Below are 11,540 nucleotides of genomic sequence, written 5' to 3' on the forward strand. Positions count from 1 at the left end.
GCCTGCGCGGCGACCTCCTGCGCGAGGCCGGCGGCGACCTCAATCGCGCCGCGGCTGACCTCAGCAAGGCGATCGCGCTCGATCCTGAGAATGCGGAAGCCTTTGAGCTGCGCGGTGTCGTCTATACCAATCAGCGCCGGCTCGACCGCGCGCTCGCCGACTACGACCAGGCGATCAAGCTGAAGCCGGATTATGCGCAGGCCTGGTCCGACCGCGGCGCGACCTATTATCTCGGCGGTGACAACGAAAAGGCGATCAAGAATTTCGACGAGGCCTTGCGGCTCGACCCCAACCGGCCCCGCACCTACTCCAACCGCGGCGCGGCCTGGAAGAAGCTCGGGCAGTACGACAAGTCGGTCGCCGACAACGGCGAGGCGATCCGGCTCGATCCGAAGCAGCCCGAATACTATGACAATCGCGGCCTCGCCTATGCCGCGATGGGTGAGTACGACAAGGCCATCGCCGATTACGACCAGGCGATCCGGCGGGAGCAGCGCCCGAACTTCCTGACCAATCGCGGCGATTCCTACCAGTTCAAGGGCGAGCTCGGGGCTGCCTTGAGCGACTATGACGCCGCGCTCAAGCTCGATCCGAGCTTTGCCAAGACCTACAACAACCGCGCCGTGCTCTACAAGAAGATGGGTGAGCGCGCGAAGGCTCTGGCCGACTACGAGGCGGCCTTGCGGCTCGATCCTGCCAACGACAACGCCGCGAGCGGTCGCCGCGCCATGATCGCCGAGATCGCGAAATTCGGCACTGAACCGCCGCGGGCGCTGAATGCGGCGTCCGGCAACGGTCCGTCGTTCTCATGCGGGACGGCCAGGCGTGAGGTCGAGAAGGTGATCTGCGCCGATCCGCAACTGGGCGTGCTCGACCGTCAGATCGCCGAGACCTACGATCGCGTCTTGAAATCGGCGGGCAAGCGCGCGGCTGGCGAGCTGCGCAAGACCCAGCGCGATTTCCTCAGCCTCCGTAACGCCAGCTTTGGTCGCCCGGGCTACGACCTGAAGAAAACCATGCAGGATCGCTTGCAGAAGCTGAATGCGATGGATAGCTGAAAGCCGCTGAAGAAGCTGAAGTCGAGCGGCTGGCTTGGTCACCTCTCCCGCTTGCGGGAGAGGTCGACGCGCTCGAAGAGCGCGGCGGGTGAGGGCTTTCTCCTCGTGGGGACTTCCTGCTAAAGCCTCGGCAATCCCGACGCGGAGGCACCCCCACCCCAGCCCTCCCCCGCAAGCGGGAGAGGGAGTGCACCGCCGTTGCCGCAGCGGCTCCGCCTCCGCCAAAAGGCCCCTCCTTTTCAGCTTGAACCGCGGCCCGTTCCCGGGAAAATAGCCCTCAACAAGGCCGGCGATTGATCCTGGTCATGGCGGGACGTCTGTCCTGCCACAAGGTTCAGGCTAGGCGAATAAAGGGACGGGAGCGCGGGAATGAAGGTCGACGGTAAAAGTCGTTATCACGAGGTCCATGCGCGCTCTCTCGCCGACCCCGACGGCTTCTGGGCCGAGGCGGCGAAAGAGATCGACTGGATCGAGCCGCCCAAGAAAATCTTCGATGCCGCGCAGGGAACCTACGGCCGCTGGTTCACCGGCGGCGTCGTCAATACCTGCTACAACGCGCTCGACCGCCATGTCGAACGCGGCCGCGCCGACCAGGTCGCGCTGATCCATGATTCACCGCTGACGGGCAGCGTCACCAGACTGACCTATGCGGAACTGCTGAACGAGGTGCAGGCGCTCGGCGCCATCATGCAGGATTTTGGCGTCGCCAAGGGCGATCGCGTCATCCTCTATATGCCGATGGTGCCGGAGGCCGTGGTCGCAATGCTCGCCTGCGCGCGGATCGGCGCGGTGCATTCCGTGGTGTTCGGCGGCTTTGCTGCGAAAGAGCTCGCCACCCGCATCGACGACGCGCAGCCGAAACTCATTCTCTCCGCGAGCTGCGGCATCGAGCCCGGCCGTATCGTGCAGTACAAGCCGCTGCTCGACGAGGCGATCAGACTTGCCGGCAGCAAGCCGAAGGCCTGCATCGTGCTGCAACGTCCGCAGCTGACCTGCGACCTGACCCCGGGCCGGGACTATGATTGGGCGAGCCTGCGCCGCAAGGCGCTGAACGACGGCAAGAAGGCACCTTGCGTGCCCGTTGCCGCGACCGATCCGCTCTACATCCTCTACACCTCGGGCACCACGGGCATCCCGAAGGGCGTCGTGCGCGACAATGGCGGCCATCTCGTCGCGGTGAAATGGTCGATGTTCAACCTCTACGGCGTCAAGCCGGGCGAGGTGTGGTGGTGCGGCTCCGATATCGGCTGGGTGGTCGGTCACAGCTACATCGTCTACGGCCCGCTGCTGCACGGTGCGACGACGATCATGTATGAGGGCAAGCCGGTCGGCACGCCCGATGCCGGCGCGTTCTGGCGCGTGATCTCCGAGCACAAGGCCGTTGCCTTCTTCACCGCGCCGACCGCGTTCCGCGCGATCCGGAAAGATGATCCGGAAGGACAATTCATCCGGCAATACGACCTGTCGAAATTCCGCACCCTGTTCCTCGCCGGCGAGCGCGCCGATCCGCCGACGGTCGAGTGGGCGGAGCAGCAGCTGAAGGTGCCGGTGATCGACCATTGGTGGCAGACCGAGACCGGCTGGTGCATCGCCGGCAACCCGGTCGGGCTCGGCATGCTGCCGGTGAAGCATGGCTCGCCGACGGTGCCGATGCCGGGCTATCAGGTGGATGTCGTCGACGAGGCGGCCAAGCCGGTGGGACCCAACACCATGGGTTCGATCGTCATCAAGCTGCCGATGCCGCCGGGCTGCCTGCCGACGCTGTGGAATCAGGACGAGCGTTTCAGGGAAGCCTATCTCACCGAATTCCCCGGCTATTACAAAACCTCGGATGCCGGCTACAAGGACGAGGACGGCTATGTCTTCGTCATGGGCCGCACCGACGACATCATCAACGTCGCCGGCCATCGGCTTTCCACCGGCGGCATGGAGGAGATCCTGGCCTCGCATCCCGATGTCGCCGAATGCGCGGTGCTCGGCGTCAAGGACGCGATCAAGGGTGAGGTGCCCTGCGGTTTCCTGGTGCTCAAGGCCGGCGTGAAGCGTGCGCCAGCTGAGATCGAGAAGGAGATCGTCGCGCTGGTGCGCGACAAGCTCGGCCCGGTCGCCGCCTTCAAGCTCGCGATCACGGTCGGCCGGCTGCCCAAGACGCGTTCCGGCAAGATTCTGCGCGGTACCATCAAGAAGATCGCCGACGGCGAGTCCTGGACCATGCCGGCGACCATCGAAGATCCCAAGACGCTCGACGAGATCGGGGAGGCGCTGAAGGGGAGGGTGTGAGGTTTGCTCTGGCGGTCATGCCAGTGAGACGCGGGGCCGCTACCCAACCTCTGCCGTCATCACCCGCGAAAGCGGGTGATCCAGTACGCCGGGGCAGCAGTGTGACCCAATGACCGCCGCGGCGTACTGGATTCCCCGCTTTCGCGGGGAATGACTGCGGGGGGAGGGCGGCATTCAGCCAGGGACTTACAATCTCCGCATTCCGCGCTAAAGAGGGCCGGCCAACAGGGGACCTCGTATGCCACTCACCGCCGCGCCGCGCCTGCTTGCAGCTGTGCTGCTCGCCATCGCTCTCTCCGCCTGCTCCGCGCGCTACCAGACGCCGGTGGCGGTGGGCGGTGACGATGACGACGCGGTTTGCCAGAGCCGCGGCTATGCGCAAGGTTCGCCCGAATACGTGGTCTGCCGCAAGGACCGTGACGTCCAGCGCAATGCCGCCACCGCGCGTGCCGACCGTCGCCAGCGCGACCTCGGCGAATACATGCTGAACCATCCCGAGCGGCCTTGATGTGAGGTGCGGCATTATCCTGCCGCGCCGCGCACAACGCATTCGTTGTTTCCGTGGCACATCTGCAACGCCGTGGCCAAATCGTGGCGACCTTCGCCTGAATTGATCGGCATCAAATCCTTCAGCGGTCCCCTTCTGCTCTGACGCTCGTGTCGCGCAACGACGCGCGAGAGAAGGCTGAAGGGGACTGAAATGCAGAGAACGACAAGAAACCTGGCGCGGCTTGCGACGGTTGGCGCGATGATCGCGGGCACGTTAGCATCGGTGCAAGCCGCCGATTTGCCGGTTTACAAGAAGGCGCCGCCACCGGTGGAGGCGTTCAATCCCTGGATGGTGCGCCTGCGCGTGCTCGGCGTGTTACCGGATGCCGGCGGCTCGACCGTCAATGTGGCGGGCGTGCCCTCGCTGTCCTCGCCGAATTCCGGCCTGTCGATCAGCGACCAGGTCGTCCCCGAGCTCGACATCAGCTATTTCTTCACCAAGAACATCGCGGCCGAGCTGATCCTCGGCGTGACCCGGCACTCGATCAGCGGCACCGGCTCGCTCGCGAGCCTACCGATCGGCAAGACCACGCTGCTGCCGCCGACGCTGACGCTGCAATATCACTTCGACAATTTCGGCGCGTTCAAGCCGTATATCGGCGCCGGCGTGAACTACACCGTGTTCTTCAACAATTCCGCCGCCAATTCGCCTGCCGCAATCGCCGGTCCGCCTGCGATCGTCGCCACCACTACCAACTTGCACGTCAGCAACGCATGGGGCGGCGCCGTGCAGTTCGGCTTCGACTACATGATCGACCGGCACTGGGGTCTCAACGTCGACGTCAAGAAGCTCTGGCTGCGTCCGGATTACAGCGCGATCGTCTCCGGCCTGCCGGTCACCGGCACCGCGCATATCGATCCGTGGCTGGTCGGCGCGGGCGTGACGTACAAGTTCTGAGGGACGCTCGCATAGAGCAACAAATTCCGCTGTCGTCCCGGCGAACGCCGGGAAGGTGCGCAAAACAAAAACGCGGCGGGTTTTCCCGCCGCGTTTGCATTCGATGGTGAATGAACGAAGAGCGGAGCCTTATCCCTCCTCGTCCTCCTGCTTCTTGCCGCCGAGCGTCTTCAGCTTGGCGAATACGGCGTCGAGGTTGAGGTCGTCGCTCGATCGCTCGGCGGGCTCGAACTCGTCCTTCTTGGTGGTCTCGGAGGCCGGCAGCAGGGTTGCGCCGCCATAGGCTGCGTCGATCGGCTTCTCCTTGGCCGCGCGCGCCACCTCGAAATCGAGCTCGATCTGCGAGCAGAGGCCGAGGGTGACAGGGTCGATCGGGGTCAGCTGGGAGGTGTTCCAGTGGGTTCGGTCCCGCACGCTCGCGATCGTGCTCTTGGTGGTACCGACCAGGCGCATGATCTGGGCGTCCTTGAGCTCGGCATGGTTGCGCAGCAGCCAGAGGATGGCGCTCGGACGCTCGTGGCGGCGCGAGACCGGGGTGTAGCGCGGGCCCTTCCGCTTGGGCTGAGGCGGCAGCACCACCTTGCTCTCCTGGAGGCGGAGGCGGTAATCCGGATTCCTCTCGCCCTTTTCGATCTCCTCTCGGGTCAGCTGGCCGTTGGAGAGGGGGTCCATGCCCTTGATGCCCTGGGCAGCATCGCCGTCGGCGATCGCGCGCACCTCGAGGGGATGCATCTTGGTGAAATCGGCGACCTGGTCGAAGGTCAGCGCGGTGTTGTCGAGCAGCCAGACGGCGGTCGCCTTGGGCATCAGAGGTGCGTTGCTCATGGCAAATCTCCTTTGTGCTTCGCCCACCCCTCTGGAGGCGAAACCGGTGGTCATCAGCGATGACTGGGAATTCGCGCTATATAAGCCCGGAGGGGGTAGCCACGCAATGGTTCTGCTATAGATAGTGCCTTGACAGCGCCCGAAAGGGGGCCCAATTCCCTGTAAGCCCGTACCCAAGCCCTATTCCATCCATCGACCGCTTCCCGCCCATTTGGCGAGGTGATTCGGTCCCGAGATCGCTCAATGTCAGCCAAACCAGACCTCAAGATCGTGCTTTGTTCTCCCCGTGGCTTCTGTGCCGGGGTGGTCCGGGCGATCGACACCGTGGAACGGGCGCTCGATAAATACGGCGCCCCGGTCTATGTTCGCCATGAGATTGTGCACAACAAGTACGTCGTCGACGGGTTGAAGAAGAAGGGCGCCATCTTCGTCGAGGAGCTCGCCGAAATCCCGGAAAACACCACCGCACCGGTTGTGTTCTCGGCCCACGGCGTGCCGAAATCGGTTCCTGCCGACGCCCAGTCGCGCAATTTGTTCTCGCTGGATGCGACCTGCCCGCTGGTGACCAAGGTGCACCGCGAGGCCGCGATCCACTTCAAGCGTGGCCGCGAGATCTTCCTGATCGGCCACTCCCATCATCCCGAGGTGGTCGGCACGCTCGGCCAGCTTCCGACCGGCGCCGTGACCCTGATCGAGACCGCCGAGGATGCCAAGACCATCGCCCCGAAGGACCCCAACAACCTCGCCTTCGTGACCCAGACCACGCTGTCGATCGACGACACGGCGGAGATCGTGGCGCTCCTGAAGGAGCGCTTCCCGAACATCAACGGGCCGCACAAGGAAGACATCTGCTACGCCACCACCAACCGCCAGCTCGCGGTGAAGAAGGTCGCGCCGGTGGTCGACGCGCTGATCGTGGTCGGTGCGCCGAACTCGTCGAACTCGCAGCGCCTGCGCGAGGTCGCCGAGCGCGAGGGCTGCGGGATCGCGGTGCTGGCGCAGCGCGCCACCGACATCGACTGGGACAAGTTCGGCAACATCGCGAGCCTCGGCATCACCGCAGGCGCATCCGCGCCGGAGGTGATCGTCGAAGAGATCATGGACGCCTTCGCCGAGCGCTACACGCTGCATGTGGAGACGGTCTCGGCCGCGGAGGAGAACGAATTCTTCCCGCTGCCCCGTCAGGTGCGCCCTGAAGCTGCCGCCGAGTAGACTTTTATGGCGGTCTACACCGACGTTGCCGCCGACGAGCTTGCGGATTTCCTGAAGCAATATGATCTCGGCGAGTTGCTCTCCTACAAGGGCATTGCCGAGGGCGTCGAGAATTCGAACTTCCTTCTGCACACCGGGCAAGGCTCGTTCATCCTCACGCTCTATGAGAAGCGCGTGGCGAAGAACGATCTGCCGTTCTTCCTGGCGCTGATGACGCATCTCGCCGAGCACGGCGTCAACTGCCCGCTGCCGGTAAAGGGGAGAGACGGCGAGGCGCTGCGCGAGCTGTCGGGCCGTCCGGCCGCGATCATCACCTTTCTCGAGGGCGTCTGGCCGCGCAAGCCGAACGCGACGCATTGCGCCGGTGTCGGCGAGGGGCTGGCCAGGATGCATCTGGCCGGCGCCAATTTTGCGATCAAGCGCGGCAATGCGCTGTCGGTGTCGGGCTGGCGGCCGCTGTTCGACGCGGCGGCAAGCCGCGCCGATGAGGTCCAGCCGGGCCTGCATGCGTTTCTCGCCGCCGAGCTCGATTATCTCTCGAGCGGGGTCTGGCCGAACGATCTGCCGGAGGGCGTGATCCACGCCGATCTCTTCAACGACAACGTCTTCTTCCTTGGCGACAAGCTCTCCGGGATCATCGACTTCACCTTCGCCTGCAACGACATGCTGGCCTATGACGTCGCGATCTGCCTGAATGCCTGGTGTTTCGAACCGGATCATTCGTTCAACGTCACGAAGGCGCGCGCCTTCCTCAATGCCTATGGCCGGGTGCGAAAGCTTTCGGAGGCGGAAGAGGCCGCGCTGCCGCTGCTCGCGCGTGGCGCTGCGATCCGCTTCCTGCTGACGCGGCTGGTCGACTGGCTCAACGTGCCCGAGGGTGCGCTGGTCAAGCCGAAGGATCCGCTGGAATATTTCCGCAAGCTGCGCTTTCACCAGAGCGTGTCCAGCGCGCGCGATTACGGACTGATGCCGTCAGGACTGGTCGCGTGAGCGAGCTTCCCAATGTCACGATCTATACCGACGGCGCCTGCTCGGGAAATCCCGGGCCGGGCGGCTGGGGCGCGATCCTGAAGTTCGGCGACAAGGAAAAAGAGCTGAACGGCGGCGAGCGCCACACCACCAACAACCAGATGGAGCTGATGGCGGCGATCTCCGCGCTCGAAGCGCTGAAGAAGCCGTGCACCGTCGATCTCTACACCGACAGCCAGTATGTCCGGCAGGGCATCACCGGATGGATCTTCGGCTGGAAGCGCAACGGCTGGCGCACCGCCGACAAGAAGCCGGTGAAGAACGTCGAGCTATGGCAGCGCCTCGACGCCGCGCTGAAGGCCCATGAGGTGCGCTGGCACTGGGTCAAGGGCCACGCCGGTCACCCCGAGAACGAACGTGCGGATCAGCTCGCGCGTGACGGGATCGTGAAGGCGCGGTTGCAGCAAAGGCTGGCGGAGTAGGGGCGCGCTGTCGTCGCCCGGTTTCGTAGGGTGGGCAAAGCGGAGCGTGCCCACGGCTTCATCTGATCATGGAGCGATGGTGGGCACGGCGCAAGTGCGCCTTTGCCCACCCTACGACACTTCCTGCTTGGAAGGAGCCGGGGTCTAACTTTACAGCTGCCCCAGCAGCGTATCGCCGCCGGAGACCTCGACCTTGCCGGGCATCGCCTCCAGGTTCAGCTTCTTCACCACGCCGTCCTCGACCAGCATCGAATAGCGCTTGGAGCGGATGCCGAGGCCGTTGGCGGAGGCGTCCAGCTCCATGCCGATCGCCTTGGCGAACTCGGCATTGCCGTCGGCGAGGAAGATCGCCTCGTCGCGCTGGTCGGTGTCGCGCTTCCAGGCGTTCATGACGAAGGCGTCGTTGACGGAGACGATGGCGATGGTGTCGACGCCCTTGTCCTTCATGGCGTAGGCGTTGAGGAAGATGCTCGGCAGATGCATCTTGTGGCAGGTGCCGGTATAGGCGCCGGGCACCGCGAACAGCGCCACCTTCTTGCCCTTGAAGATATCGTCGGTGGTCTTCACCTGCGGACCTTCCGCCGTCATCACGCGGAATTTCGTCTCGGGCAGCTTGTCGCCAGTCTGGATCGCCATCGTCAGTCTCCCTGAAAATCGGTCCCGCTTTTTAGACCGTGCGGCGGGCCTGCACAATATTGCTAGCGGGGAAAGCGGCGGAGGCGGCGGCCCATCACCTCGATGTCATCAGCCCGAAAAGCCGCCACTGTCGAGAAAGGCCTGCTCTTCCTCCGTGGTCGGACGCCCGAGGACGCGATTGCGGTGTGGAAAGCGGCCGAACCGTCGGATGATGTCGGCGTGCTCCCGGGCGTATTTCAGGTTTTCGGTATTGTCAGACTTGTTGGCATTGTCGGCATTTTGAAACAGGGCGACGCAATGCTCCTGGTCGGGCAAGTGCTCGGAATGCATGAAAGGCAGATAGAGGAATTCTACCAGCACCGGATTGATCCTGCGATCGACGCCGCGATCGATGGCCCGGCGGGCGACGTCGCGCGCCAGCGCATCGCTGGAAAACGTCCTGGGATCGCCGCGAAACATGTTGCGGGGGAACTGGTCGAGCACGACGACCAGCGCGAGCGCGCCGTCGTCGCTCCTCTCCCATGATGCAAGCTCACCGGCGGCCGCCTTCTGCCACACAGCGAGAAAGCGGCGCCTGACCTCCGCGTCGAAAGCGTCGTCGCGCTTGTACCAGTGCTCGCGGCCGGCCTCGCGCCAGAAGGCGAGAATGCCTGATGGCGCGATGTCTCCGACGTCCGTCATCGGCGGTGCGGCTTACGCCGCTTCCGCCTTCTTCTCGTCGCGGAGCTGACGGCGCAGGATCTTGCCGACATTGGTCTTGGGCAGGTCGTTGCGGAACTCGATGTGCTTGGGCACCTTGTAGCCGGTGAGCTGCTCGTGACAGAATTTGATCACCGCCTCGGCGGTGAGGTTGGGGTCCTTCTTCACCACGAAAGCCTTCACCGCTTCACCCGATTTGGAATCGGGGACGCCGATCACGGCACATTCGAGCACGCCCGGATGGCTCGCGATCACTTCCTCGATCTCATTCGGGTAGACGTTGAAGCCGGAGACCAGGATCATGTCCTTCTTGCGGTCGACGATCTTGGTGTAGCCCTTCTCGTCCATCACGCCGATGTCGCCGGTGCGGAAATAGCCGTCCGCGGTCATCACCTTGACGGTCTCCTCCGGCCTGTTCCAGTAGCCCGACATCACTTGCGGCCCCTTGGCGCAGATCTCGCCCGCCTGGCCGAGAGGGACTTCGTTGCCGTCGTCGTCGCGGATCGAGATCCAGGTCGAGGGCACGGGAAGACCGATGGTGCCGGTGAACTCGGTCGCGGTCGCCGGATTGCAGGTCAGCGTCGGCGAGGTTTCCGACAGGCCGTAGCCTTCGGCGATGAAGCAGCCGGTGATCGCCTTCCACTGCTCGGCAACAGGGCGTTGTACGGCCATGCCGCCGCCGTTGGAGATCTTCAGCTTGGAGAAGTCGAGCTTCTTGAAGTCGGGATGGTGCATCAGTCCGTTGTAGAGCGTGTTCACGGCCGGGAAGCTGTTGACCTGGTATTTCGCCAGCTCCTTGACGAAGCCCGCGATGTCGCGCGGGTTGGGAATCAGGAGATTGCAGCCGCCGGCGCGCACCGCGAGCAGGTAGCAGGCCGTCAGCGCGAAGATGTGATAGAGCGGCAGCGCGCAGACGATCATGAGCTGATCGACATGCGGCGGCGCGGCCATCGCCGGCTGGAGCCAGGCGTCGTTCTGCAAGACGTTGGCGACGATGTTGCGGTGGAGCAGGGTGGCGCCCTTGGAAACGCCGGTGGTGCCGCCGGTATATTGCAGGAAGGCGACGTCGCCCGGCGAGAGTTTTGGTTTGTTGAAGGTCATGCCGCGGCCGGCCGAGAGCGCGTCGTTGAAGGATACTGCGCCCGGCAGCGACCATGCCGGTACCATCTTCTTGACGCGGCGGACGACGAGGTTGACGATCACGCCCTTGAAGCCGAGCAGGTCGCCCATGCTGGCGACGATGACATGCTTCACCGCGGTCTTCGCGATCACCTGTTCGACGGTGTGGGCAAAGTTCTCCAGCACGACGATGGCTTCGGCGCCGGAATCCTTGAGCTGGTGCTCGAGCTCACGCGGGGTGTAGAGCGGGTTGACGTTGACGACGGCGAAACCGGCGCGCAGCACCGCGGCAGTCGCCACCGGATATTGCAGCACGTTCGGCATCATGAGGGCGACGCGCGCGCCGCGCTGCAGCCCGCGGCCCTGCAAATAGGCGGCGAGCGCGACCGACATCTGGTCGAGGTCGCGGTAGCTGATCGCCTTGTCCATGCAGATGAACGCCTTGCGGTCGGCGAACTTGGTGAAGCTCTCCTCCAGCAGGTCGACCAGCGATGCGTATTGGGTCGGCTCGATATCGGCCGGCACGCCGGGCGGATATTGCTTGAGCCAGATGCGCTCCATGGAAAACTCCCCTCGTTGACCAGAGCCCGTTGTGTCTCGGGCTTGCCTCATTGCCGCCAGTATCGAACCTGCCGGAACGTGTGGCAAGCGGTCGAGGCTTAGGGCAAAGGTCGGGGCGTCGCTACCGGAATCATCGCGAACGGCGCTGCCGCAGGTGCGAAGCGCCGTCCGTCGCGCTGAGGGACGCCGTTAACTGTTGTTGGCCGGCTTGGCGGCCGGCTTGGTCGCGGCCTTGGGTTTGGCGGGCTTCGG

At 64.4% G+C, this 11,540-nt stretch carries 11 protein-coding genes; 7 read left to right on the plus strand and 4 right to left on the minus strand.

Features of this window, described 5'->3' with window-relative positions; genetic code table 11:
- The 4 genes from MOV75_RS12955 to MOV75_RS12970 form a co-directional block, all read left to right on the plus strand.
- On the plus strand, positions 1–1,058 hold a 1,058-nt coding region (locus MOV75_RS12955), incomplete at its 5' end, for a tetratricopeptide repeat protein (protein WP_247005879.1).
- Positions 1,059–1,427: 369 nt separating this feature from the next.
- Entirely contained in the window at positions 1,428–3,338 is a 1,911-nt protein-coding gene (locus MOV75_RS12960; protein ID WP_246924075.1) for a propionyl-CoA synthetase, read from the plus strand.
- A 238-nt stretch (positions 3,339–3,576) separates the two neighbouring features.
- A complete protein-coding gene (locus MOV75_RS12965; RefSeq protein ID WP_246924071.1) occupies positions 3,577–3,846 on the plus strand; it encodes a hypothetical protein in 270 nt (89 codons plus the stop codon).
- A gap of 192 nt (positions 3,847–4,038) precedes the next feature.
- A complete protein-coding gene (locus MOV75_RS12970; RefSeq protein ID WP_246924068.1) occupies positions 4,039–4,785 on the plus strand; it encodes an OmpW family protein in 747 nt (248 codons plus the stop codon).
- 129 nt (positions 4,786–4,914) lie between these two features.
- Here the strand turns inward: MOV75_RS12970 and MOV75_RS12975 are convergent, their stop codons facing one another.
- Positions 4,915–5,610: a DUF1013 domain-containing protein gene (locus MOV75_RS12975; RefSeq protein WP_246924066.1), complete on the minus strand. Its 696-nt coding sequence runs from the start codon at positions 5,608–5,610 to the stop codon at positions 4,915–4,917.
- A 243-nt stretch (positions 5,611–5,853) separates the two neighbouring features.
- Between MOV75_RS12975 and ispH the strand changes: the two genes are divergently transcribed.
- The 3 genes from ispH to rnhA are packed head-to-tail and all read left to right on the plus strand — an operon-like array spanning position 5,854 to position 8,273.
- Complete coding sequence (gene ispH / locus MOV75_RS12980) at positions 5,854–6,822, plus strand: 4-hydroxy-3-methylbut-2-enyl diphosphate reductase (protein ID WP_246924064.1); 969 nt, start codon at positions 5,854–5,856, stop codon at positions 6,820–6,822.
- A 6-nt stretch (positions 6,823–6,828) separates the two neighbouring features.
- Positions 6,829–7,812, plus strand: a complete 984-nt coding sequence (locus MOV75_RS12985; protein WP_246924062.1) for a homoserine kinase — start codon at positions 6,829–6,831, stop codon at positions 7,810–7,812.
- On the plus strand, positions 7,809–8,273 hold the full coding sequence (gene rnhA / locus MOV75_RS12990; RefSeq protein WP_246924060.1) for a ribonuclease HI: 465 nt from the start codon (positions 7,809–7,811) through the stop codon (positions 8,271–8,273). The genes MOV75_RS12985 and rnhA overlap by 4 nt, the downstream gene beginning before the upstream one ends.
- A gap of 150 nt (positions 8,274–8,423) precedes the next feature.
- Here the strand turns inward: rnhA and MOV75_RS12995 are convergent, their stop codons facing one another.
- The 3 genes from MOV75_RS12995 to MOV75_RS13005 all read right to left on the minus strand — a co-directional run bounded on the left by MOV75_RS12995 (position 8,424) and on the right by MOV75_RS13005 (position 11,288).
- A complete protein-coding gene (locus tag MOV75_RS12995; RefSeq protein WP_246924058.1) occupies positions 8,424–8,909 on the minus strand; it encodes a peroxiredoxin in 486 nt (161 codons plus the stop codon).
- A gap of 108 nt (positions 8,910–9,017) precedes the next feature.
- Positions 9,018–9,590 (minus strand): DUF924 family protein, encoded by a 573-nt coding sequence (locus MOV75_RS13000; protein WP_246924056.1) that lies wholly within the window; start codon positions 9,588–9,590, stop codon positions 9,018–9,020.
- Positions 9,591–9,602: 12 nt separating this feature from the next.
- Positions 9,603–11,288 carry a long-chain fatty acid--CoA ligase gene (locus tag MOV75_RS13005; protein ID WP_246924053.1) on the minus strand — a complete coding sequence of 562 codons (1,686 nt, stop codon included), beginning with the start codon at positions 11,286–11,288 and terminating at the stop codon, positions 9,603–9,605.
- Positions 11,289–11,540 lie beyond the last annotated feature (252 nt).

The organism is Bradyrhizobium sp. PRIMUS42, assembly GCF_023006515.1.
Taxonomy (GTDB): domain Bacteria; phylum Pseudomonadota; class Alphaproteobacteria; order Rhizobiales; family Xanthobacteraceae; genus Bradyrhizobium.

Bases quoted from the DNA above. Each gene is read 5' to 3' on its own strand.
- MOV75_RS12960 (WP_246924075.1), top strand. From the start codon at position 1,428: ATGAAGGTCGACGGTAAAAGTCGTTATCACGAGGTCCATGCGCGCTCT.
- MOV75_RS12965 (WP_246924071.1), top strand. From the start codon at position 3,577: ATGCCACTCACCGCCGCGCCGCGCCTGCTTGCAGCTGTGCTGCTCGCC.
- MOV75_RS12970 (WP_246924068.1), top strand. From the start codon at position 4,039: ATGCAGAGAACGACAAGAAACCTGGCGCGGCTTGCGACGGTTGGCGCG.
- MOV75_RS12975 (WP_246924066.1), bottom strand. From the start codon at position 5,610: ATGAGCAACGCACCTCTGATGCCCAAGGCGACCGCCGTCTGGCTGCTC.
- ispH (WP_246924064.1), top strand. From the start codon at position 5,854: ATGTCAGCCAAACCAGACCTCAAGATCGTGCTTTGTTCTCCCCGTGGC.
- MOV75_RS12985 (WP_246924062.1), top strand. From the start codon at position 6,829: ATGGCGGTCTACACCGACGTTGCCGCCGACGAGCTTGCGGATTTCCTG.
- MOV75_RS12995 (WP_246924058.1), bottom strand. From the start codon at position 8,909: ATGGCGATCCAGACTGGCGACAAGCTGCCCGAGACGAAATTCCGCGTG.
- MOV75_RS13000 (WP_246924056.1), bottom strand. From the start codon at position 9,590: ATGACGGACGTCGGAGACATCGCGCCATCAGGCATTCTCGCCTTCTGG.
- MOV75_RS13005 (WP_246924053.1), bottom strand. From the start codon at position 11,288: ATGGAGCGCATCTGGCTCAAGCAATATCCGCCCGGCGTGCCGGCCGAT.